The 22,143-nt window shown below is 59.8% G+C and carries 19 protein-coding genes; 5 read left to right on the top strand and 14 right to left on the bottom strand.

What is annotated here, in order from left to right:
• Positions 1–474: 474 nt before the first annotated feature.
• Together HMPREF2781_RS02950 and HMPREF2781_RS02945 are read right to left on the bottom strand one after the other, a co-directional pair.
• Positions 475–1,722, bottom strand: a complete 1,248-nt coding sequence (locus HMPREF2781_RS02950) for an arginine deiminase (RefSeq protein ID WP_070644316.1) — start codon at positions 1,720–1,722, stop codon at positions 475–477.
• Positions 1,723–2,129: 407 nt separating this feature from the next.
• Complete coding sequence (locus HMPREF2781_RS02945; RefSeq protein WP_083308512.1) at positions 2,130–3,323, bottom strand: ATP-binding protein; 1,194 nt, start codon at positions 3,321–3,323, stop codon at positions 2,130–2,132.
• A 317-nt stretch (positions 3,324–3,640) separates the two neighbouring features.
• On the opposite strand from HMPREF2781_RS02945, the gene HMPREF2781_RS02940 reads away from it, so the two are divergent.
• Positions 3,641–4,108 (top strand): ASCH domain-containing protein, encoded by a 468-nt coding sequence (locus tag HMPREF2781_RS02940; RefSeq protein WP_070644315.1) that lies wholly within the window; start codon positions 3,641–3,643, stop codon positions 4,106–4,108.
• Here HMPREF2781_RS02940 and HMPREF2781_RS02935 read toward each other — a convergent pair.
• From HMPREF2781_RS02935 to HMPREF2781_RS02910, 6 genes are all read right to left on the bottom strand, one after another.
• Positions 4,105–4,611 (bottom strand): GNAT family N-acetyltransferase, encoded by a 507-nt coding sequence (locus HMPREF2781_RS02935; RefSeq protein WP_070644312.1) that lies wholly within the window; start codon positions 4,609–4,611, stop codon positions 4,105–4,107. The genes HMPREF2781_RS02940 and HMPREF2781_RS02935 overlap by 4 nt on opposite strands.
• A gap of 402 nt (positions 4,612–5,013) precedes the next feature.
• The gene (locus HMPREF2781_RS02930; RefSeq protein WP_070644310.1) at positions 5,014–5,568 is read right to left on the bottom strand and encodes a CAP domain-containing protein; all 555 of its coding nucleotides are present in this window, start codon (positions 5,566–5,568) and stop codon (positions 5,014–5,016) included.
• A gap of 677 nt (positions 5,569–6,245) precedes the next feature.
• Positions 6,246–7,145, bottom strand: a complete 900-nt coding sequence (locus tag HMPREF2781_RS02925; protein WP_070644309.1) for a glycine betaine ABC transporter substrate-binding protein — start codon at positions 7,143–7,145, stop codon at positions 6,246–6,248.
• 64 nt (positions 7,146–7,209) lie between these two features.
• Complete coding sequence (locus tag HMPREF2781_RS02920) at positions 7,210–8,088, bottom strand: glycine betaine ABC transporter substrate-binding protein (protein WP_070644306.1); 879 nt, start codon at positions 8,086–8,088, stop codon at positions 7,210–7,212.
• Between the two features lie 66 nt (positions 8,089–8,154).
• Positions 8,155–9,027, bottom strand: a complete 873-nt coding sequence (locus HMPREF2781_RS02915; RefSeq protein ID WP_070446289.1) for an ABC transporter permease — start codon at positions 9,025–9,027, stop codon at positions 8,155–8,157.
• Positions 9,028–9,030: 3 nt separating this feature from the next.
• Positions 9,031–10,227, bottom strand: a complete 1,197-nt coding sequence (locus HMPREF2781_RS02910) for a quaternary amine ABC transporter ATP-binding protein (protein WP_070644303.1) — start codon at positions 10,225–10,227, stop codon at positions 9,031–9,033.
• A gap of 275 nt (positions 10,228–10,502) precedes the next feature.
• Here HMPREF2781_RS02910 and mmuM point away from each other — a divergent pair, with 275 nt between their 5' ends.
• The 3 genes from mmuM (at position 10,503) to HMPREF2781_RS02895 (ending at position 12,387) form a co-directional block, all read left to right on the top strand.
• Positions 10,503–11,381, top strand: a complete 879-nt coding sequence (mmuM, locus tag HMPREF2781_RS02905) for a homocysteine S-methyltransferase (protein WP_070644300.1) — start codon at positions 10,503–10,505, stop codon at positions 11,379–11,381.
• Positions 11,382–11,434: 53 nt separating this feature from the next.
• Entirely contained in the window at positions 11,435–11,821 is a 387-nt protein-coding gene (locus HMPREF2781_RS02900) for a hypothetical protein (RefSeq protein ID WP_070644297.1), read from the top strand.
• A gap of 74 nt (positions 11,822–11,895) precedes the next feature.
• Positions 11,896–12,387 (top strand): gluconokinase, encoded by a 492-nt coding sequence (locus tag HMPREF2781_RS02895; RefSeq protein WP_070644295.1) that lies wholly within the window; start codon positions 11,896–11,898, stop codon positions 12,385–12,387.
• Between the two features lie 332 nt (positions 12,388–12,719).
• On the opposite strand, the gene HMPREF2781_RS02890 is transcribed toward HMPREF2781_RS02895, so the two are convergent.
• From HMPREF2781_RS02890 to HMPREF2781_RS02865, 6 genes are all read right to left on the bottom strand, one after another.
• Complete coding sequence (locus HMPREF2781_RS02890) at positions 12,720–14,114, bottom strand: GntP family permease (protein WP_070644292.1); 1,395 nt, start codon at positions 14,112–14,114, stop codon at positions 12,720–12,722.
• Positions 14,115–14,198: 84 nt separating this feature from the next.
• Positions 14,199–15,356, bottom strand: coding sequence for an alpha/beta hydrolase (locus tag HMPREF2781_RS02885; RefSeq protein WP_070644289.1), 1,158 nt, complete (start codon positions 15,354–15,356; stop codon positions 14,199–14,201).
• A gap of 186 nt (positions 15,357–15,542) precedes the next feature.
• Positions 15,543–16,925 (bottom strand): hypothetical protein, encoded by a 1,383-nt coding sequence (locus HMPREF2781_RS02880; RefSeq protein WP_070446277.1) that lies wholly within the window; start codon positions 16,923–16,925, stop codon positions 15,543–15,545.
• Positions 16,926–17,335: 410 nt separating this feature from the next.
• Entirely contained in the window at positions 17,336–17,668 is a 333-nt protein-coding gene (locus HMPREF2781_RS02875; protein WP_070644287.1) for a cation efflux transmembrane domain-containing protein, read from the bottom strand.
• Between the two features lie 101 nt (positions 17,669–17,769).
• Positions 17,770–19,122, bottom strand: coding sequence for an MFS transporter (locus HMPREF2781_RS02870; RefSeq protein WP_070644284.1), 1,353 nt, complete (start codon positions 19,120–19,122; stop codon positions 17,770–17,772).
• A 138-nt stretch (positions 19,123–19,260) separates the two neighbouring features.
• The gene (locus HMPREF2781_RS02865) at positions 19,261–20,400 is read right to left on the bottom strand and encodes a helix-turn-helix domain-containing protein (RefSeq protein WP_070446273.1); all 1,140 of its coding nucleotides are present in this window, start codon (positions 20,398–20,400) and stop codon (positions 19,261–19,263) included.
• 141 nt (positions 20,401–20,541) lie between these two features.
• On the opposite strand from HMPREF2781_RS02865, the gene HMPREF2781_RS02860 reads away from it, so the two are divergent.
• Positions 20,542–22,134, top strand: a complete 1,593-nt coding sequence (locus HMPREF2781_RS02860) for an amidohydrolase (protein WP_070644281.1) — start codon at positions 20,542–20,544, stop codon at positions 22,132–22,134.
• Positions 22,135–22,143 lie beyond the last annotated feature (9 nt).

The raw sequence follows: 22,143 nt of genomic DNA, 5'->3' as shown, positions 1-22,143 counted from the left end.
GCGGAGTCCCTTGATGTGCACCTGGATACCGTCCTTAAAGAAACTCAAAGAATGATGGGGAACTAATTTAATCCTGAAGCAATCCTAGGTGTCGGAAGCGCACTCCTAGGAAAAGTAGGAATGGTTTTTCTTAGGACGATGGGGGAGTTAGCAATGTCAATATGGTGACTGCCAGTGTTTTGACCTTTCGTGCACAATAATTTGATTAACCCTATATGGGGTTGGTGAATTTTAGCGGTTCTAATCAAATCCGCTGGCAGTGTGCTTCACTCTGCCCGTTTTCTACCGTGAGGTTGAGGGGACTAACGGTCCTGCTATGTCCGAATCTCTCACTCGGGGTAAGAAACGCGCGGAGGGCACTACGGTGCAATTGGCGCTGAGCTTGGCGACGTCCCCCTCACCCCGCCGCCTGCTCTCCCTTATGCGGGGCGGGGTACGTGCTGGGTAATGCGAAAGTATATTCCCATCGGGCCGCTAATAATCCACCGCCTCGCGCACGATGGGGCAGGTCATGCAGTGCCCGCCGCCGCGGCCGCGGCCTAGCTCCGCGGAGCCGATCTCGACGACCTCAATGCCGGCGGCTCGCAGCTTCTTATTGGTGTGCTTGTTGCGGTCATAGGCCACCACCACGCCGGGCTCGATGGCTACGACGTTATTGGCGTCATCCCACTGCTCGCGGGCGGCGGTATAAACATCCCCGCCGGTTTCGATGACCTCGAAGCTTCCGATGCCGAGCGCCTGGGCGACGACATCGAGGAAAGACTGGGTGGGCAGTTCGACGTCGAAAGGCGCCGTGCTCGTCGAAGGGCGCAAGACGATGGGCCGGATGGTGCCCACGACCTTGGGGTAGGCGGTGACCTTATCGGCGTCCAAGAAAGTGAGTACGGTGTCCAGGTGCATTGATGCGCGGTCAGCGGCCATGGCGGCGATGATGATCTTCTCCGCCGCACTCTCCTCGAAGAGCCGCATGGCCAGCTGGCTCACGCCCTGCCATGTGGTGCGCTCACCCATGCCGACGAGGACGATGCCCTTGCCAATCGGCATGATGTCACCGCCCTCTAGTGCTGCGAGACCCGGCTCCTCATCGGTATTTCCGTACCAAAATTGGAAATCTGCCTGCGCAAACCGCGGGTGATAGTTGTAGATAGCCCGCGTCAGGAGTGTTTCCTGGTGGCGCGCCGGCATGCGCATTGGGTTGAGCGAGACTCCGCCATAAATCCACGCCGAGTTATCGCGCGCGTACTGCGTATTGGGCAGCGGGCGCAGCGCAAAAGCGTCAGGCCCGTAGATCTCACGCATGGCGTCGATGGTGCCGTGGCCTAAGCCTTTCGGGATTTCGGCGAAAGGCAGTCCGCCGATGAGGAGCTCTGCCAGGTGCGCGTTGGACATCTCGTTGAACCAGTGGAGCAGCTCGCCGCCGATGCCCACACCGACGTTCTTATCCAGCAGCTTGAAGTCCAAGATGAAGTCACGCCCGCCCGGGGTGGCTAGGGTCTCCTCCAAGAGCTTGTGCATCTCCAGCACCTCGACGCCGTAGCTGCGCAGCTTGGTGACGAACTCCGCGTGATGCTTCTTGGCCTCGTCGACCCAGAGGACGTCGTCGAACAGCAGCTCCTCACAGTTGCTGGGGGTCAGCCGCTCGTGCGCGAGCCCCGGCGCACACACCATGACTTGGTGGAGCTTGCCAACCTCGGACCACACGCCCAGCGGGGGAGTTGTCATCTGCGTGAACCTTTCTTCGCGCGCGGTGAACCGTGTCAGCCACGTGCGTAGTGAGAGGCGGCACCGCAAGGAGGAAGTGTGAACTAGATGACAATTCTAAGATAAGTTTGAACTTTTTCAAGCTCCCGACAGCGAGGAAAACCCACGTAGGCGCAGGTTTTGCGGCGGTTTGCATACTATTATCCGCGTTTATTCAGACGGTCCCAGCGCGCACACGGTGCGGTTTCACGCCGCGCTTGGCGACGCCCTCCCTCCACCACTTCGACAACACCGACGCTGGCAGGTGCTGCATTCCCCGGCGAGCCGGATGAATAACTTTGAGAGGAATGGAAACTCTGCGCGAATAGTAGAGATGTAAACGCGCGGGGGTAGGTGTGGCGTGCAGTCCGAGGGCGAGGGAGGCCTCGCTACTGGGCGTCGAAGTCTTCAGCTATAAGGCTTGCCGCGTGCTCGCGGAGGTAGTCACGTAAGTACGGCAAGGCGAAATCGACTTCGCCGTGGCCCGTGGTGGTGATCATTTCGGCGTCGAGAAGCCGGCGGCGATAATTGCCTACATAAGAATCAGTCTTATTGAAGCGTGCCTTGATATCCGCCATCTTGGAAGGGCCATCGCTTTGAGCCATGTAGACCAAAAAGCTTCGGTCGACGGGGGAGAGGTCCGACAGCGCTGGCTCATGAACAAGTTGGCCGAGCTTGCGCTGTGCTGTTGCGACTCCTCGCTGAGCAGCGTCGATAGAAATCTCGGTACCTCCGTCAGCGGTACGCGCCTTTTCCCTAAAGGAGCACTGGCCGACGAGCTGAATCATGAATGGATATCCATGGCATGCCTCAACCGCGGTTTCCAAAGCGTCCTGTGACCATGAGGTGGCGGCGCTGTGAAGGGGTTCCTCCAGTGCTTCACGTACATCCGAATCGGAGACTCTGCCCAGTTCAATGCGGTTGGCGCGTCGAAGAAAGGTGACTGGATTGGTGTCGCCACGACTGTTCAGCTTCCCGGAAAGCAGAGGTCTAATTGAGGACGGGATGCCTGCCATGACAACGGAAATGTCCTCACCCTCGCGAACTAAATGTTGAATCGTGGCGCCGAACTCTATGAGCTCCTGGCTGCGTTGGTGGTGCATTTCATCCAGTGTTACAAGTACCCCACCGGGCTCCTGGCGGGATTTCCGGTCTAGTTCACGTTTGTAGGCCAGTAAATCTTTCAGTGCATTGCGCAGTGAATATGTGGACTCTGCAATAGCTCGAGTATCCCAATTGAGCCCGCCTCCAATGCCGAGGATGGAGACGTTGAGGCCTTTGAGCTGCTTCCTCTCTTTAGCCAGAAGCTGAATAATGCTGCTACGCAGTCGCTCAACAAAACCGGTCGTTGCAGTGTCACTGAGCGTGAGCCAGCCGCGCTCGAGCGCTTCGTCTTCGAAGGCGTTTAGAAGGACTGTCTTGCCGATGCCGCGTGGTCCGATGATGAGTGAGATCCTCTCATGGGCACCAGGGCCTTCATCGAGTGCAAAACCGAAATCACGAATGGCATCGCTGCGGCCAACCAACAGCGGGGGAGTGGCGCCGAGAGTAGCCGTAAAAGGGTTGGTGTGTTTCGGATTCATGTCCCTCACTCTAGACCACAGAGCTTTTGAAGTCTTGTGAAGTTTATGAATTTTGTGAATTCTTTGAAGTTTATGAAGAGCTTTGAAGTTTGAAGAAAGGCCGCGCCGCTATCAATAGGAAGTGGCGGCGCGGCATGGAGCGATTGGGAAAGAAGCTGGTTTACCAGCCCTTTAAGGAGCATCTTTGGCGCAAGGGAAACTCCCCGGACATCGTCGTGGATGAATCGAGTTTGGGGGAGCGAGCATCCCGCCGGGTTGAACAGAAAGCGAGCACGTACTCACTCAGCAACATTTAACTGGCCACGTACTGTAAACGTATGACTCAGGACGCTTTGAAACCTATAGCGGAACTGCCCCGCGGTGAGTTCGCATTCCCTGGCCCGCTTCGCGACGCCCTCGTCACCGCCATCCTGAACAGCACCAAGACCACTACGACGTCCTTGTTGGCCGAATATCCGCACGGCTACAGACCGCAGGAGGACGTGGGCAACCTCGAAGCAGTCCTCGATTCACACGACAACGTTGTGTGCGTCATCTGTATCACCGAGGTCCAGGTCTGTCGGCTCGCCGACGTCAGCGACGAGCACGCCATCGCCGAGGGCGAGGGCTACATCAATGCCGACGAATGGCGCGCCGGGCATGAACAATTCTGGCGCTCACCCGAGTTCGTTGAATACATCGGGCAGTTAGACATCAACGATGACACTCAGGTGGTGTGCCAGCGTTTCACTGTCGACTCGCGGTACCCGACCAAGGGGTTGGTGCCGTGGAAGGCCGAAACCTAGGAGAGGCGGTACACCTCGTAGTCATCCGGCACACCTGCGCCGGGAACGTGCTGCAGACCGAGCTTCAATGCTAGAGCAATCGAAGCCTCGTTGGTGGGGTCGATGATGGCGACGACAGGGAGCTGCGGGAAACGTTCTCGCGCACTGGCAATCGCAACGGACGCAGCCTCCTTGGCAAAGCCCTGTCCCTGTGATTCGGGTGCGAAGCGGTAGTAGAGGTTGAGTACTTCTTCACCAGCTTCCTCGCTATGGCGCACACCGGTGAAACCAATAGTGCTGCCATCAAGCGTGGACACCACGTAGTAGCCCAGCTGCTTCTCTCGCCAATTGGCTTGCCATGCGCGTGCCAGCTCCACGGCTTCCTCCCTAGTCTTCATAGCCAGTTCAGGGCGGTGCTCGTAGGTGCGGGCATCCGAGTGAATGGCGAAGATGGCGTCAATATCGGCATCCGTCGGCACCGCAAGGAGAAGCCGGGGAGTGCTCAGAGCATGAGTATCATTCATTGTGATTTCCTGACGTTGGAGATGCTGTCAAGTCAGGCTACCTAATTTGTACGCGCGAGATGCAGTCGATTTCTGCGTTGGGGCAACCTTATCGTTAAAGCTGGTTATCGGGTGGTTGCCTTTAAAGGCGCAGCAGCCTACATAGTCGTTCACCGACAATCTAGGCGCTGGTGCGGCTGGTACCTGATGGACGGGTGCAGTTTGCCGAGCTTTCTGCTCCGCTAGGTGAGCAGCCTCAGCTGCTTTCCGCTCTGAACAGCAAGCAGCCTCAGCGTGTGATCCTCACGAACGCTGGGATCGGGGGGCGTACCGAGGCTGCCGATCCAAAAATCCCTGAATGGCGCCCTGTAAAGAGAAAACCATCTCTCTACCGGGCGCTTTTAGTAGCGGGGCGCACGAAGCCTACCGCCCAAAGTTCTGCACAGCATACAGCTTGCCATCAGCACCGATGGCCATGCCGATGCCCACGGACGTGGCTCGGGGGTCGAGCAGGTTTCTGCGGTGGCCGGGGGAGTCCATCCACAGCTGGACAACGCGGGCGTCGGAGTAGTCGCTCCATGCCTGGAGGACGTTCTCGCCCCCGGCTGGCAGGCCGGCGGGGTAGTGGGTCCAGTAGTTCGGGCGGTGTCGGGTCTTGCCATCGCGGCTTAGGGTGTTGGCCCAGTCTTGTGCGAGGTTGGTCAGATTCGTGTCAACACGCAGCGGTGCGAGGCCATTGGCCACGCGTTGGGCATTGGTTTGCTTAATAATGCCTTGCACACTGGCGGATGCGCGGGGAGCTGGGGCGGCTGGGCCGCTAGCAGAGGGCTTTGTATTGAGGAGCGCGGCCGGGGCGGAAGAACCGAAGGAACTAGCAGCCTGAGCAGGGGTGTTGAGGGAGCCAGCGAAGAGTGCTGCGGTGGCAGCAATCGGGACGACAATTTTTGTGGCGGTATGTCTAAAGTGGAGGCGGAACATAGTGGGCACCTCTTTCTGCTTCAGGGTTAAGTGGCAGCTTTTTGCCGCGTACCGATCGGTACTTTCACTTAAAATTAAAGCTCTCTTTGGCGCAGAAAGACCAGTTGACCAGCAGTTTTAAGCTTTGCCTTTATGTTTGTCGCCTTTCATGTCTCGCCCCTTAGGCTTCTTTAGATTTCCCCTACTTTCGGCCCGACTTTGTAAAGGTTGAGCCGATTGTTTCAGTCAGTGGGGGTAATGTGCGGGGGTGCTCGCTCAGGATTGTAGCCTTGTGTTCAGGGGTTTTAGGTGAAAAGGGGGCAACTATTGTTGAAACCTTGGCCGTTTCTTTGTAAAAGCATGGAGACTTTCTGTGAACGTATAGCGTGCACTTATGTGTAGTGGGGTGGTACGGCAAGTGAAAGTGCGACGACGAGCGCGAATGGGCTTGAGCGCGGGGCATTTGTCCCGTTTGAAGATTAGGAAAGATAATACTGCTATTGGGGTGGGCTATTTGAGTGAGGTGTGGCGGTTGCCGGTATATCAAGAAGGGCCGCTCGGAAAGCTTGCTCGGCATGGCAGTACGGTGAGTAGCCGAGCTAAGCAGCGGGATCGGCAAAGCCCCGCATCACGTCAGATTACGCAATGCGGGGCTAGTTCGGCGCTACGGGTTCAGCGCTAGGAGCGGGTGAGGGAGTTTACTTGATGTCCTTTACCACGTCCGGGTTCTTGTCCAGCCACTCCTGGACGGCCTCCAGCTCCTTGCCTTCGCCGTACTCGTTGACCACGAGGTCTTCCAGGGTGCCGTACTGTTCATCATCCAGCTTCAGGCCCTTGAGCCACTCGGCCACCTCAGGGTTGTCCTCCTCGAAGCCGTCGCGGGCTAGCCAGTGCAGACCCTCAGTATCACCCAGGGTGCCCTTCGGGTCCTCGAGGTCCTTGACTGGGAACTTAGCGTTAGCCCAGAACGGACGCCACAGGGTGACTACGATGTCCTCCTCAGCGTCGGTAGCGGACTTCAGCTCAGAAAGCATAGCCGGGGTGGAAGAGGTGGACAGGTTGTAGCCGTCCAGCTCGTAGCCTTCGATGGTCTCCTGGGAGGCCTTGGTCAGGCCTGCGCCCGGCTCGATACCCACGACCTGGCCGCCGAAGCGGTCAGCCTGGCCCTTCAGGTCCTCAATGGAGTTGACATCATCCATGTACTCCGGCACTGCCCAGGTCAGGCGGGCATTTCCGTAGTAGGCGCCATAGTCCTCAATCTTGTCGGAGTACTTGTCCATGTACTGCTTGTGGGTGAACTCGGACCAGGCAGACGGGTAGATGTCGATGTCGCCGGAAGCGAGGGCGGTGTAGACCACGGCGGCGTCGTTAAGCTGCTCGTGCTCAACGGTGTAGCCGGCCTCCTCCAGCTTGTTCTGAAGAAGGTGGGCAGTGGACAGGCCATCGGTCCAGGACGGAATGTAGCCCATGGTGATGGTGCCCTTGTCACCGTCATTGTCGGAGCCAGATGCGGAGTCCGAGGAGTCAGAGGAGCAGGCCACGAGGGAAGCGCTCAGCGCGAGGGCAGAGACGGTGGCCAGAATCTTACGGGAGAACATTTTTGATGGTCCTTTCAGATATCGAAATGGTAATGATAGGCGCGGTGCCACTCACGCCGGAGGTTTAAGCGTCATTGAGCTTGGGCAAAGCATCGCCATGGGTACCGAGCCACTCTTGGACGGCTTTGTCTTCGTCGCCATCCTCGTACTCGTTGACGATGAGGTTTTCGAGGGACTCGTACTGCTCCTGATCCAAAGTGAGGTTCCCGAGGTAGTCAGCGACGTCGGGGAACTGCTCGCTAAAGCCCTTGCGTGCGAGCCAGTGCATGTTCTCTGGCTCTCCCATGGAACCTTCCGGATCCTCTAGGCGCTTGATGTCGTACTGGCTGTTGGCCCAGAAAGGGCTCCAGAGGGTGACGACGATGTCCTCTTGATTGTCGATGGCATTTTCTAGCTCAGCCAGCATCGCTGGGGTGGAGGAGGTTGCCAACGTGTAGCCTTCATCCTCCAAGCCATAAGCATCGACGGTGTTGGAGGACAGCTCAGTCAGGCCTGCACCGGGTTCAATTCCGACGATTTTCCCGCCGAAGCGATCCGCCTGCCCCTTGAGATCAGAGATGGAATTGACATCGTCCATATAGGTGGGAACCGCGAAGAAGCTTTCGGCCTTGTCGTACCCAATTCCCAAGTCTTCGAGGTTCTCGCCGTACTGGTCCATGTATTTCTTGTGAGTACGCTCGCTCCATGCCAGCGGGAAGATATCAATGTCACCGTTATCGAGTGCGGTGTAGAACACGGCGGCGTCGGAGAGCTCTTCGAGCTCTACGTCATAACCTGCTTCGGTGAATTGTTCTTTGAGGAGGTTGGCCCCGGATACCGTATCGGTCCACGCAGGCATGTAGCCGAGGGTAAGAGTCTTATCCTCGCCCGAGGAAGAGCAGGAGGCCAAACCACAAGCTAAAGCCGCAATAGAAACGGCGGCCACTATCTTGTTTTTCAACATTGTGAGTCCTTCTTGTTCTTTGTGTTGACTGTTTTCGGTCTGTCTAGGGTTTCTCCGTGCGCGGTATTACTTGCGCACCAAGTTCAGAATCGAGGCCGGGTAGCTCTTGAGCGAACCCAGAGCCGCGGTGAGGCGGTCAAGGAAGACAGCCAAGATAACCACAGCGAGTCCGGCTTCAACACCCTGCGCAATATCCAGGGTGGAAATGGCGGAGACCACTTCCTTGCCTAGGCCGTCCGCGCCCACCATGCCGGCGATGACCGCCATGGACAACGAGAGCATGATGACCTGGTTAATACCGGCCATGATGGTCGGCACGGCCAGCGGGAGCTGGATGCCCTTGAGGATCTGCCAATTGGTGGCACCGTAGGACTTGCCGGCCTCTACGGTTTCGCTATCCACCTGGCGGATGCCCAGTTCGGTCATGCGCACACCCGGAGGCAGCGCGAAGATGATGGTGGAGAAAATGCCCGGGACCACGCCGATAGAGAAGAATGTCACCGCTGGGATGAGGTAGACAAAGGCCGGCATGGTCTGCATGAAGTCCATGATGGGGCGGATGATCGCGCTGGCAGTGTTCGACTTTGCTGCCCAAATGCCCAGTGGAACCGCCAGGATGGTGGCAGACAAAGTAGCAATGAGCACCAGCGACATGGTCTCCAACATGGTGTCCCATTGGCGCATGCACATCACCAGCAAAAAGCCCAGGGCGGAGCCGATGGCGAACTTGGGCGAGCGGAAGAACCAACCCAACAACGCCAAGATGACGAGCATGATGATGCCAGGGACGGAGAGGAGCACCTCTGAGAAACCGTCAATGAGGAAGCTCATGATGGCGGAGAAGGCGTCGAAAAGCACGGCGGCGTTATCGGTGAGCCAGTCAATGCCGTCCGAGACCCAATCGCCCACGGGGATGCGGGGCAATGCGTTTTGATCCATGGCTTAGTTCTCCTCTCCAGTGGTGTCGATGTCACTCGATGCGGCGGACAAGAGAGTCACGCGCGGAATAACACCGGTGAACTTGCCGTTTCCGTCGACAACGAGCAGAGGGGTCGTGGTGTCGGCGGCATATCCGAAGAGCTCCGCAATGTTCTGGCCCTCATGGACAATGTGCGTGGTGCTGGAATCCAGTGGCAGCTCGCTGTTGCCGTTGCGCACCGCCTTGGCGATGTCCTCTTCCCAGACCACGCCGGCTGGTGTGCGGTCGGCATTGAGCACCACGAGCCAGGAGTTTTGAGATTCGCGCAGGAGCTTTTGCGCGGTGAGCGGGCCCTGGCTCGCGTTTAGGGTGTTCTGTGGGCGTTCGACGATATTCTCCGCATTGAGTACGCGGGAGCGGTCGACATCCTTAACGAAGTCGGCCACGTAATTATTGGCGGGGTTTTGCAAAATCTCTTCGGCGGTACCAATTTGTTCCACTCGGCCGTCGCGCATCATGGCGATGTGGTCACCAATACGCATGGCTTCGTTGAGATCGTGGGTAATAAAGACGATGGTCTTGTTGAGGGAAGCCTGTAGGTCGATGAGCTGATCCTGCATGTCCTTGCGGATGAGCGGGTCCAATGCGGAGAACGCCTCATCCATGAGCAGGATGTCTGTATCTGCTGCCAGCGCACGGGCGAGGCCCACACGCTGCTGCATGCCGCCGGAGAGCTCGTCTGGCATGGAATCAGCCCAGCCTTCGAGCCCCACCATGGCCAAGGCTTCCTCTGCCTTGGTCTCACGCTCTTGCTTTCCGACGCCCTTGATTTCCAGCCCATACGCCGCGTTCTCACCGACAGTGCGGTGGGGTAGCAAAGCGAAGGACTGGAAAACCATGGAGATGCGGTCGCGTCTTACAGCGCGTAGCTCCTCTTCCGACATGGCTGCTAAGTTTTGGTCGCCAATGAAAATCTCGCCTGAGGTGGCATCCCACAGACCGTTGATCATTCGGATGAGCGTGGACTTTCCGGAGCCCGACAGGCCCATAACAACGAAGATCTCCCCCGGTTCAACCTCAAAGCTGGCATCAATCACCGCGGCGGTGAGGCCCTGCTCGCGGAGATCTTCACGAGTAGACCCATTCTTGAGGGATTCCACCCCTCTCTTGGCATGTTTGCCAAAGACCTTGTACAGATTCTTGGCAGTAATCGCTACCATTTCCCCTCCTTGCTGCGGGAATCGCTAACTCGTCCACCGTGTCATGACATCCAGATTGTTTCAACCAAAAAATCAGCTTGCGGACAGGTTTCGCAGTTAACTGCGCGCTCGCGGCGCGTGTTGCGAAGAGTGCAGTCCCATGCCTGAGTGCTGCGGATACTTAGGGTTCTGACGCGGTGGGAGTCCACCAATCTCAAGCAAATAACGAAGCTATAACAACTTCCTGTTGTCGAGCTGGACCTTGCGGGCACGGTGCGCTGCTAGGCTCGTGCGTCATGGCACTGTGTGATGCGCCGATGCTTGTCGATGGCGGCCTCGGAACCCACCTTGAAGCCCAGGGGCATGACATCTCTGGCCCGCTGTGGTCGGCGCGGGTGTTGCGGGAGAACCCCGCGCTCATTGAGTCTGCGCACGTGGACTTCTTCGCCGCCGGCGCGCAGGTTGCTACCGCGGCCTCCTACCAAGTCACCTTCGATGTGCTTGGTGAAGAAGCGGAGAAGCTTCTTCGCCGCAGCGTCGCAGTGGCCCGTGAGGCGGTGCGAGTGGCCGTCGACAAGCGCACTGCCCATGGTGATCTGCTGGTCGCTGCATCCATCGGCCCCTATGGCGCGGGTCCGGGGAAGGGGACGGACTATGACGGTGCTTATGATCTGCGTCGCGGTGAGCTACAGCGCTGGCATGCCCGCAGGATAGCGGTACTCGCGGATACTGATGCCGACTTCCTCCTTGCGGAGACCATTCCCAACGTCGAGGAGGCGGCCGCATTGCTCGAGCTCCTTGAGGAGCAGCCTAAGCCCTTCGCACTGAGTATTACCGGCGCCATCGCGGCGGACCCCGAGAAGCTCTCGCGGGTTATTGAGCTTGCCAACCAGTTGCCGCGGCTGGGAGCTCTGGGCGTAAATTGCGTCGACCCATCACGGGCATGCGCGGTGGTGAAGCAACTGCGAAGCGGCACCGATAAGCCGCTTCTGGCCTGCCCCAACAGCGGGGAGAACTGGGACCACGGCGCTTGCGACTGGCGTCCTGCTCCCGTCGGTGCTATGAACCTGACCGACGCAGCGGTGGAGCTTCAGGCTGCAGGCGTTAGCTTGCTGGGCGGCTGTTGCCGTGTGGGGCCTGCCGAGATTCGACAGTTGCGCAGCGTCATCAGTTAAGCCGAGGCCGGCAATACCGAGAAAAACTGTGGCGCGGGAGATAGAGTGTTCCTATGAAAAAGTTTCCTCTCCTTGCTGCAACAGCAGCACTACTCATCACAACACTGTCCGTGCCTGCTGCTAACGCCGAACTGACCCAAACTGAGCGGGACCAGTTCCGCACCGATCCCGTCGGGGCGATTGCTTGGCAGGCTATTAAGGGCTCCTCAGAGTACGTGCGCGCCGATGGCAACACCATGATGGCCGCGTCCTTCTTCTCCATGACTTCGCCTGGGGAGAGTATCGGCCTGCCAGCCCTGGAGAACTGCGCCGAGCGCGTCGGCTCCTCTTCGCCGGCAGGCGGTGTGCGCTACGTGGCGGCTGCCTTGTGCGCAACCTTCGACCGGAATGCCCGCAGTCAGGTGCAGCGCGGTGACTTTGGCTACGCGCCGCTGGGCTAAGCCGCGCCGTATTGAACCGCGCTACGTCACGTAGTGCGTAGCGCATAAAATCGGGTGGCGTGTGAAGGAGGATGATGCACAAGCACGTTGTGATCATGGGAGTCTCAAGCTGCGGTAAGTCCACGGTCGGGGAGTTGCTGGCGCAGCACACCGGCCTTCCCTTCCAGGACGGGGATGACATGCACCCGGCAGCGAACATCGAGAAGATGGCCTCGGGACAGGCGCTTGACGACGATGACCGGAAACCCTGGCTCGAATCCATCGGGCGCTTCCTCGCAGACCAAGAAAATGGAGCCATCGTCGGCTGCTCCGCGCTCAAGCATTCCTACCGCGAACTCATTCGCACCGCAGCGCCGGATACGGTCTTCGTGCACTTGCACGGCTCCTATGAGCTGCTCAAAGAGCGCATGAGCCAACGCTCCGGACACTTCATGCCTGTATCCCTGCTTGATTCGCAGTTCGAGACCTTGGAGGAACTGCGCCCAGAAGAAGCAGGAGTGGTGCTGGACGTCAGCGCCACCCCGGAGAAGCTTGCCGCCGCGGCGGCCGAGTACTTGCGGGCTTAGCTGGTGCTTCCTGACTTAAGTCATGGGTGGATGAGCAACGCCACTCTTGCACTGCTACTTGGTGTTGTTCGGCGGTGGGGTGGGATTGTTCCGCACTAAAATGGCCTAAGTCTGAAGGGCGTCCTGCAGAAGGCATCTGGCAAAAGGCATCTTTGGGTCTAAAAACGCCATCTGCGATAAGTAAATGGCGTTTTCAGCCGTGAAAACGCCTTATGACTGATGCCTTTTGCCAGACGCCTCCAGCATGTCAATGAAGGCACGTAAATGTTGCACGTTGCGAGGGGAGCGAAGAAGGAGGAGCTGGTCGCCGCGGCGGCCGAGTATCTGCAGGCCTAGAACAGCGCGGCAGCACCGTAGAAGATAAGGACAATGCCGAAGCCAATAGAGGAAATGAGTGCCTGGTTTACTGTCCACGTCCGCAGTGTGGTCGACACATCCATGCCCATGAGGCGGCCCACGAGCCAGAAGCCCGAGTCATTGACGTGGCTGCCAAAGACCGAGCCAGCCGCGGTGGCCAGCGTAATGAGGACCAGTTGGATTTCGTTGAAGCCACCGGCCTCCACTGCAGGCGTCATGAGCGCGGCGGCCGTGGTGAGGGCAACGGTGGCTGAGCCTTGCGCCAGGCGCAGGGCGACCGCGATGAGGTAGCAGGCCAAGATAACGGGGACGCCGAGGCCGGACATAGAATCCGCGAGGGCATCACCAATGCCGCTGGTACGCAGCACCCCGCCGAACATGCCTCCGGCACCGGTGATGAGGATGACGGAGCAAATTGGGCCGAGCGCAGACTCCATGGTCTTCTCAATGGCGCTTTTGCCTTCCCCGCGGCGCAGGCCCAGCACGGCCATCGCCGCAAGCGTGGTGATGATCAGCGCGATCGGGGTCTGGCCTAAGAAGATGAAGAAGCGCACCCAGGCGGCGGAAGGATCGACAACGCCAGCCGTGCCCAAGGTGGTCAACCCGGTATTGCCAAAGATGAGGACCATGGGGATGAGCAGGATGCTGATTACTGAAGCCGGGGAGGCCGGGCGATCCGGCAATTCGGCATCGCTGACCAGCGCACCGGTTATGGCCTCCTCAAGGCGGTAGGGGTACTTCTTGCCCAAGTGAAGCCCGAAACGGTAGCCGGAGAGATACCACGTGGGCAACGCGATGAGGAGGCCGAAGATAAGGATCAGACCGATGTTCGCGCTGAAGAACTCACCTGCTGCGACGGGGCCTGGGTGCGGTGGCACGAAGACGTGCATGACGGAGAAAGCACCGGCCGCAGGAATGCCATAGGCCAAGACTGGGCCGTCCAGGCGCCTGGCGACGGCAAAGATGACCGGCAGCATCACCATGAGGCCTGCGTCGAAGAAGATGGGAAAGCCCATGATGAGGGAAGCCACGCCGAGTGCCAAAGGGGCCTTGGCCTCGCCGAAGAGTTTCACGAGGGCGTCGGCAAGCGTTTTGGCTCCGCCGGAGGTCTCTGCCAAGCGCCCGATCATGGCGCCCAAGCCCACCAACAAGGCTACGGAACCGAGAGTCGAACCGAAGCCGCTCGTCATGGTGGGAACCACGCCATCCAGCGGGATTCCGGCGGCCAAAGCGGTGAGCGCGGAAACCGTGACAAGGGTGACGAAGGCGTGCACCTTGAAGTGGATGACGAGGATGAGGATGACGGCGATGGCCGCCACCGCAATTCCTAATAGAGGTCCGGTGCCCAGCGTGGGCTCCCAAGTGTCCATGACATTCATGAATGTTGATTTTACGTGCGCGGTGCGTGGTGATCTAGAGCTCACGCGATGTAGTTGTGCGCGTGATTGACGGTGCTAGTCCACGCCGAGTGCCGGGCCCACCGTGGCCCAACTGATGGCTAGCTCCCGGCGGAAGAGCCCCCACGTGTGGCGCCCGGCCGGAAGCTCGTAGTAGTCAAGATCAACGCCAGCGGCGGTGGCACGCTTGGCGTAAAAGGAACTGCACCAGTAATCCAAGCGTTCGTTGAGTCCCAAGGCTGGGAGCGGTGAGTCCTCAATATCGACATCAAAGTCTGCCGGGCCGCCGCGGGAGACGATGACAAAGGTCTTCCGCCCCTTTTGGTGATCGAGGTTGAGAACCGGCGAATGCTGCGCCCACGCCGGATCCCACGGCGCGCCGAAAGAACGAGCTGGGTCCGTACCGTAGAAAGCCGCGCTTACCCATGCGAAGGACTGCGCGAGGATACCTGTGGTCGAAGGGCAGCCGGAGAAGGAACCAGCAACCTTGAACCGCGGATCAAAAGTGGCAAGCTCCAGCGCTGGGCCGCCCGAGTTGCTCACGCCCGCGATGCCGTCGCGGCCGTTGCCGTGAAACTTGGCGTCGATAAGCTGCGGGAGTTCCTTGGTGAGATAGGTGGCCCACTTGTATTTTCCGTGGGTGTCATGGGGCTGCGCCCAGTCGGACATCATCGAGCCATAAGCACCGCGGGGTGATACGACATTCACGTGCTTGTCGCGGAAGAACTCGGAAGCTCCGCCACCGTCCCACCACAGTGCGTCCTCGCCTCCGCCGGCGCCGCCCAGCAGGTAATAGGTCGGGCGAGGCTGAGTATTCTCTAATCCTCCCAGAGGAAGAATGATGTCGTTGGTGATCACGCGGTCCATGGCCGGTGAATAGGCCTTAAGCTCCCACACGTTGTCTTGGATATGCCGCAGTTCGCGCAGTTGTGCCGGTGCGGTGGTCGCCGGTGGGCGCGTAGCTTCTGGTGCGACCGTCGGGATTCTCACTTGCTGAAGTAACTTCCCCCAGGCAGCGAAGATATTATCGGCAAAGAGTACTGGAGCTAGTGGGCCTAGGGCTATGGGATCGAGGGCACTGGAGTGTTGATCGATGTTGGCGATATCGCTGCTCATCGCATCTGGCGCCTGTGCGTGCGCCGGTTGAGCGTGAGTGGGGGAAAGGATCAGCCCCACTGAAAGAAGGCCCGCTAGTGCGGTGCGAGAGAAATGCATTGGTTCACAATAGCCAACTACCCATGGAGCGCGAAAAGCGTCTGCGTTGACAGGTCCGCGGGAACGGCGGTGTTCAAGGCATAAGGAAACCCCCGACCGCACGGTCGGGGGTTTCCTCTCACTCTCTCACTGCCGGACTAAGCGCCGGCGGGCTGCACTCTCTGTGAAGCGGGCGTGGGGTGTTCCTTAGAACAGGCCCTCAGCCTTCTTGCCGGTGTCCTTGACGGTGATCTCGCGGGAGTCAACGTTCTGGTCGTTGTCGGTGGAGTTATCACCCTTCAGGCGGGAAATCTGGGTCACCTCGATGTAGTTCTTCAGGCGGCCTTCCTTGGTGTTGCCGTCGCCGAAGTCCAGGTTGGCAACGCGAGCGCTCTCGCCAGCGTTAATCGGGTTAGCCAGGGTGACCTCGAAGGAGCGGGTGGAGGTCTTCTCATCGAAGCCCAAGTCGCGGATGTGCGCACCGTTGGAGGAACGCGGGGTGATGAGGCGGTCAACGCCCTTCGGGCCCTCAGCGGTCTTGACGTCAACGCGGTACTGGACAGCCGGGAAGTCGCCGTAGTAGCGCTCGGTACCGACGTTCTCCAGGCGGAGAGCAACGGTGCCGGCGAAACCAGCGTGCTTAGCACCGGAGGTGGTCAGAACCGGCTTCAGGTCCAGCTTCTGCTTGGCCTCATCGGTCTTGCCGTTATCAAGGTCCTCCTGGACCTTCTTGTCGGCTTCCTCTTCCTTCTTACCCTCAGCCTCGGACACGGCCTTCTCCTCCGGAGCGACCTCGTTGTCCTTGATGACCTCGGCGTCAGCCTCCGGGGACTTCTCTTCCTCAACAACCTTCGGGTCGTTGACATCGGTGGTGTTCTGAGCGTCCTTGTTCGGAGCGTAGGAATCAGCGATGTCGTCGTAGAGCTTGACGCGAACCTCGTTCTTCATCGGCTGCATTGCGGACCAGAAGGTCGGGGTGGACCAGGTGCCGTTCGGCTTGCAGTACTGCTGGGTACCGGTCATGTTTAGAACGCGGAAGCCGTAGGTAGCTTCACCGGTGTGGTTCGGCGGAACATCGTACGGGCCGATGGACTGGCCAGCCTCCCAGGACAGGGAGTAGGACGCGGAAGCACCGAGCTTGGTAGCAATCTCGTGGGAGACGCCGAAGGAGCCCTCAGAGTTCTTGCCGGAACCCTTGCCGCCTGCGTTCATGGAGGTGGTCTCAGTGCGGTCACCGTTGACGGACAAGGTGATGGACTGGGACTTGGACAGGTCCTGCTGCAGCGGGATGTCCTTCTTGGTCTGGTTGGTGGTGGAGATGGTGCCTGCTGGCATGAAGTTATCGGTCACCTTGTAGACCACGGTGCGGTGGTCCTCCCACGGGTTGCAGACCGGGCGCGGGTTGAGCACGTTGGCCTTCATGTGGTCGGACCCGTGGGACGTGTGAACGATGGGTAGCTTGGCGTTCACGGCCGGGGTCTCCGGGTAGGACTCGGTCTGGGTAGCTGCGGAGGCAGCCGGCGCGATGAGGGCAGTGCCTGCAATCGCGAGGCCGGCGATGAGGCCGGCGGTGCGACGACGCTTGGTCATTGTTGTTCTCCTGGATGAAAATTTTTGGGGCAATGTGGTGACGCACTGCGGTGGCGCTGTAGGAGCGCTGTTGTGCCCAGTGCGTGACGTGTTGCAACGATAAGACGCTTTTCAGGATCGCGCACCCTTAGAATTGTTAATATTTTTACCCATGGAAGTACATTTCGATCGGGTGGGTCTGACGTGAACATTTCACTAAGAAATTTGCGCCAACCTTGGTTTTGTCCCAGTAGACCGTATTCTGGGAAAACGTCTCTTTGACCGTTCGTTCACAAACTAAAGAATGACCCCATCGAGGGGTGCTTAAGGGGCGCGTCGGGGATGGGCGGCGGGTGGTTTGGCCCTGAGGGGGCAGGGATGTGGGCGCAGCCGTAGGCTTCTGAATTAAGGGATTTCTTAAAGGGGCTGCGTCATTCTTCTTCGATCTCCGGGTCTTCCGAACGGGCTTGCTCGAAGACCTCTGCCGCGGCGCGCAGATTAATGGTGCCGATGATGAGGCCGACTACGATATCCGGCCACGGGCTTGCCCATGCCAGCATGAGAAGGCCGGCGCCAAGAATGAGAATGTTGGCGGCAACATCGTTGCGCGCGGCCAACCAAGCACCGCGCGTGAGCGCGCTGCCGTGACGCAGTTGCAGCAATAACACCGCGCAGAGCAGATTGATGAGCATGGCGGCTACGGCCGTGCCGGACAGTGTTAGCGGTTCAGGAATGGCGCCGTTGATGATTTTCCATATGGCCATGCCGTAGGACGCCAGTGCTGGAATGAGGATGAGACCGGCAAGGCCATAGCTTGCTTTGCGGCGCCGAGTCCCAACTTATTTTTCTTATGAGCGGTTGTGTATTAGTCGACGATGGTGACGTCGTCCTCGCGGCGGTGCCTTTCGCCGGCGAAGCCACCGAAGGCTGTAATGAGCGCGGTGGCGGCCAGGATGATAATTCCCGGTGTAGAGCTAGGCGTGTCATTGGAGGCGTTCAGCGCGGTAGCGAGGAAAGGCAGCAGTCCCGATACTGCGGAGGCGATATTGGCAGAGATGGCCACCCCGGAATAACGGACGTTAGCCGGGAAGATCTCTGAGAGTAGGACGCCCGACACGGAATAGGTGATTGTAACTAGGGACAGTCCAATGCAAACAGCAAGCGTGAGTAGTACAGCATGGCCGGTATCGATCATCGCCCACAGCGGCCACGCCATGATGGCGGTGGCAAGCGCGCCGTATCCGATAACGCGACCGGGGCCAATCTTTTCGCCGAGGCGGCCGAAGATGATGTTGATAAAGATCTGGCACACAGCGCCGAGGAGGGTGGCGTTCACGACGGTCTGGCGCTCGAAGTCCAGCGTGGTTGTGGCATAGGAGAGGACGTAGGTGCTCATGACGAAGAACCCGCCGATGCCTAGGAAGGCTGCCGCAGAGGCGAGGCATAGTTGTGGGAAGTGTTGTGTGAAAAGCTCCTTCAGAGAGCCTTGGTGCGCGGCTTCGTCTGCCTCGGCCTCCTCTTCGAGTGCTTTGTACACCGGGGATTCCTCAGCCTTCGAGCGAATCCACAGTGCTACTGCCAGGAAGGGGAAGGCGATGAGGAAGGGAACGCGCCAGCCCCATGAGCTCACCGCGTCATCATCGAGCATGAGTACAAGCGCGAAGGCGCCGGAGGAGAGCAACGTACCGGCGGGGGAGCCGATTTGCACGAAGGCTGCGTAACGGCCGCGCTTTTCTGCCGGCGCGTGTTCGATAGCCATGGTTGTTGCACCACCCCATTCGCCGCCGACGGCGACTCCCTGGAGCAGACGCAGGATGACCAGAGTGATAGGTGCCCAGATGCCAATGCTGTCAAAGGTGGGCAGGAGGCCAATGACTCCGGTGGCTACTCCGATAACGACGATGGAGATGATAAGGGCTGGTCGGCGCCCCATCTTATCGCCAATTTGCCCGAAAATAACCGCGCCGAGTGGGCGGGCGAGGAAGCCTACGCCGAAAGTGGCGAAGGAGGCGAGGGTGGCGCCGGTGCCCGACATTCCAGAGAAGAAGAGTTCGTTGAAGACGAGCGCGGCGGCGGTGCCGAAGAGGAAGAAGTCATACCATTCGAGGGCTGTGCCGACGAATGCGGAACTGGCGATGCGGAAGACGTCCTTTGAGTCGACCTTGATTTCCTCGGCGCCGGATTGGGCCGAGGCGGCCGGCGCTGCATGGGTAGTCATATCGAGGTGCTCCTTATGTGAAATGCATTACCTTTCTATGGAACATTAGGTGCGTGTCACCTTGGGGTGAATGGGGTGGAGAGTTTTCTATGCATTGCCCCACTGACTGAGTGTTGTGGTTGTGTCTGTGCACAAGTGCTATCGGGCAGTGCGATGGAGTGCTAGCAAAGCTCGCGCGGCATCCTTTGGGCGAGTGATGTCAAGACCGGTGAGTTCGTTGACGTGGCGTAGGCGGTTGAGCACGGTATTGCGGTGGCAGTGCAGCGCTTCCGCGGAATCCTTGATGGACCCGCAGTCCAGGTAGGTGGTGATGGTCAGGTAGAGCGGCGCGTGGTGAAGCCGTAACTCGGCGATTGTCTGGGTGAGCTCCGTCATGCCGCTGGCGGTGAAGTCTGCGAGGGCATCCCCGGCGACGGCCCAGAGTGCATCGGGCGCTACGGTGAGTTGGTTCAGCGGCCCGGTGGCGTCGAAGATGTGTGGTGCCTGATGTGCAGCCGCGCGCGCTCCGGCTAGTCCGGTGACGTTGCGAAAGAGCACCCCGGAAATATCTGCCAACTCTTTGGTCCTGCGTCCTGTGGAATGGCTGATGGGGCACTGTTCACTGGGCCAAAAGGCCACAAACATCCCGCGCACACCGTGGCCGAAGGCCTTGCCGGAGGAGATGGGTTCGTCGAGAAGTGCGCGCAACTCCACCGCCGCAGTGGGGTGGGCCACCACGACATCGAAGTGGCAATCGGCATCCAGGTTGAGCGCGCGGGTGATTTCCGCAATGCCGAGCGTGCCCAGTGATTCGGCCGCAAAGAGCCTTTCCAAATGTCGGGCGTGGGCGCGGTGCACGTCGTGCTGCCCGCGCGCTTCTTCTAGGCGGTAGGCGTCGCGTACCACCAGGTTGTACATCGTCACAACGGAATGCAGCTGGGTCACGTGGTCGATGAGCACTTCCTGGTCCGCGCCGGCGGCCCGGCGTAAATGCTCCCAGAGGACCGTGAAGTCGAGCTGGATGGCGTCGATCAGCGTTGCTAATTCCACACCCTGGTGTGCGCGCCGCCGACCCAGGCTCTGCGCGTGGGCGCGCAGCTCCTCCTCATCCATCGCGCCGACCAGCACATCGGAGATGCGAGCGAGGACCTCAAAGGCTGTAAGGCGTAGCTCGTCCTCGCTCACTAGTGAGTCGCCATAGCGCCCTGAGCGGCTAAAGGCGGTGAGGAAATCCTCCACCAGCCGGGGGATGGTGCCCTGGACCTCCGCAACGATATCGTGCCAGCGTTGTTCGTGCATGTGCACAACGCTACACGGTGGTCACTGGTGAATTGCCCTCAATGCGGAGAGGCGTATCACTTCTACGTTTAACCTGTGGGGGCAGACACAGCACGCACCGCGTGCAGTTCGTCGGAGAAACAGGAGAACACAGGAGGACGCATGATCACGCGCATCGACAACGCCCACATCCTGACCCAAGACCCTGCGCGGCCAGTCACGGATGCGGTGGCCTTTGCCAACGGGCGCATCCTGGCAGTGGGGCAGGCCGCCCGTGACCTGCCAGCTGACCAGGTGTGCGATGTCGGCGGGCGCACGCTGAGCCCTGGTTTTAATGACGTGCATTCCCACACCGTGTGGTTCGGCCAAACGCTGCTGGAAGTCGACCTCTCCCAGGCCACAACGCCAGAGGATGTCTACTCTGCATTGCACGAGGCCGAGCCCAACCCCGACGGTTGGGTAGTGGCCGCAGGGTTTCGCCCCTCCGGGCTGGATGCGCCGGTGGAGATAGAGCAGCTTGACCGCGTGACCGGCGGGGCTCCGCTGCTCATCAAACACAACTCGGGTCATGCCTATACGGTCAACACCGCGGCCCTGCACGCGGCAGGCGTTGACCCCGCCAACCCGCCGGAGGTGGAAGGCGGCGAGTTCGTTTGCGATGCCGATGGCCACTGCACTGGGCTGCTCGACGAAAACGCTATGCGCGCTATCCAAGAGGTGACACTGCCGGAATCCGGCGAGGAGATTGCCCGCGCCCTGGAACTGGCCACGCGCCGCTACCTCGAACGTGGACTGACCTCTGTCACGGATGCCGGTGTGGCTGGCGGCTGGATTGGGCACAGCCCGCGCGAGATTGCGGCCTATCAGAACGCCACCCTGCATACCCGCATGCAGGTGATGGTGACCATGGATGTGCTCCACGAGATTTCCGGACACGCCTCCGACGGGACCGGCTGGGGACTGGATGGCGGGCTGCGCACCGGTTTCGGCGATGAGTGGCTGCAGATCGGGCCAGTGAAGATTTTCAGCGATGGCTCCCTGCTGGGAACCACTGCCGCGCTGAGTGAAAATTATGCTTGTTGCTCCCACCACGGCTACTTCCAGGGTGACCCAGAACAGATGCTCACCCGCGCGTTGCAAGCGGCGAATTCTGGCTGGTCACTGGCCATCCACGCCATTGGGGATGCAGCGGTAGATTTTGCGATAGAGACGCTGGAGGAGGCCGTCGACAAGCATGGCGTGCCCGCCATGCCGCACCGCATCGAACACGGCGGGGTGGTGCGCCCCGACCAGATTGAGCGCCTGCGCGGCAAGCCCATCGTGGTGGTGCCACAGCCGCTGTTCATTCAGGCCTTCGGTGACGCGATGGCGGATGCCCTCGGCCCAGAGCGCACCGCGTGGAGCTACCCGGGCAAGCGGCTTCTCGACGCCTCCCTCATCCTCCCCGGCAGCTCCGATCAACCCGTGGCACCAGGCGTGCCCCTGGAGGTCATGCAAGCCTTCGTGGAGCGGCGCACCGCCTCGGGCCGGGACTACGGGCCTAAGGATCGTCTGACCCCAGCCGAGGCGCTCTACGCCTATACCGCCGGTTCGGCCGCGGCGACGGGCTGGGCCGGGCGCAAGGGGCAGGTAATGCCTGGGCAGCTGGCGGATTTCGTGCTGCTTTCCCAGGACCCGCTGCAGACTGAAGATTTATCCACCATCGACGTGGCCGCCACCATCGTGGGCGGCGAGCTGCGCTACGGAAGCTTTTAAGGAGTAGAC

It is taken from the genome of Corynebacterium sp. HMSC062A03, from assembly GCF_001811145.1.
In the GTDB taxonomy this organism is placed as follows: domain Bacteria; phylum Actinomycetota; class Actinomycetes; order Mycobacteriales; family Mycobacteriaceae; genus Corynebacterium; species Corynebacterium aurimucosum.
This window is presented reverse-complemented; position numbering and strand designations above follow the sequence as displayed.

Excerpts from the sequence above, each read along its gene's own strand:
- HMPREF2781_RS02865 (WP_070446273.1), bottom strand. The coding sequence starts at position 20,400 with ATGCACGAACAACGCTGGCACGATATCGTTGCGGAGGTCCAGGGCACC.
- HMPREF2781_RS02915 (WP_070446289.1), bottom strand. The coding sequence starts at position 9,027 with ATGGATCAAAACGCATTGCCCCGCATCCCCGTGGGCGATTGGGTCTCG.
- HMPREF2781_RS02940 (WP_070644315.1), top strand. The coding sequence starts at position 3,641 with ATGACTCAGGACGCTTTGAAACCTATAGCGGAACTGCCCCGCGGTGAG.
- mmuM (WP_070644300.1), top strand. The coding sequence starts at position 10,503 with ATGGCACTGTGTGATGCGCCGATGCTTGTCGATGGCGGCCTCGGAACC.
- HMPREF2781_RS02900 (WP_070644297.1), top strand. The coding sequence starts at position 11,435 with ATGAAAAAGTTTCCTCTCCTTGCTGCAACAGCAGCACTACTCATCACA.
- HMPREF2781_RS02935 (WP_070644312.1), bottom strand. The coding sequence starts at position 4,611 with ATGAATGATACTCATGCTCTGAGCACTCCCCGGCTTCTCCTTGCGGTG.
- HMPREF2781_RS02885 (WP_070644289.1), bottom strand. The coding sequence starts at position 15,356 with ATGCATTTCTCTCGCACCGCACTAGCGGGCCTTCTTTCAGTGGGGCTG.
- HMPREF2781_RS02945 (WP_083308512.1), bottom strand. The coding sequence starts at position 3,323 with ATGAATCCGAAACACACCAACCCTTTTACGGCTACTCTCGGCGCCACT.
- HMPREF2781_RS02930 (WP_070644310.1), bottom strand. The coding sequence starts at position 5,568 with ATGTTCCGCCTCCACTTTAGACATACCGCCACAAAAATTGTCGTCCCG.
- HMPREF2781_RS02875 (WP_070644287.1), bottom strand. The coding sequence starts at position 17,668 with ATGGCCATATGGAAAATCATCAACGGCGCCATTCCTGAACCGCTAACA.
- HMPREF2781_RS02895 (WP_070644295.1), top strand. The coding sequence starts at position 11,896 with ATGCACAAGCACGTTGTGATCATGGGAGTCTCAAGCTGCGGTAAGTCC.
- HMPREF2781_RS02870 (WP_070644284.1), bottom strand. The coding sequence starts at position 19,122 with ATGACTACCCATGCAGCGCCGGCCGCCTCGGCCCAATCCGGCGCCGAG.
- HMPREF2781_RS02880 (WP_070446277.1), bottom strand. The coding sequence starts at position 16,925 with ATGACCAAGCGTCGTCGCACCGCCGGCCTCATCGCCGGCCTCGCGATT.
- HMPREF2781_RS02890 (WP_070644292.1), bottom strand. The coding sequence starts at position 14,114 with ATGGACACTTGGGAGCCCACGCTGGGCACCGGACCTCTATTAGGAATT.
- HMPREF2781_RS02950 (WP_070644316.1), bottom strand. The coding sequence starts at position 1,722 with ATGACAACTCCCCCGCTGGGCGTGTGGTCCGAGGTTGGCAAGCTCCAC.
- HMPREF2781_RS02910 (WP_070644303.1), bottom strand. The coding sequence starts at position 10,227 with ATGGTAGCGATTACTGCCAAGAATCTGTACAAGGTCTTTGGCAAACAT.
- HMPREF2781_RS02860 (WP_070644281.1), top strand. The coding sequence starts at position 20,542 with ATGATCACGCGCATCGACAACGCCCACATCCTGACCCAAGACCCTGCG.
- HMPREF2781_RS02925 (WP_070644309.1), bottom strand. The coding sequence starts at position 7,145 with ATGTTCTCCCGTAAGATTCTGGCCACCGTCTCTGCCCTCGCGCTGAGC.
- HMPREF2781_RS02920 (WP_070644306.1), bottom strand. The coding sequence starts at position 8,088 with ATGTTGAAAAACAAGATAGTGGCCGCCGTTTCTATTGCGGCTTTAGCT.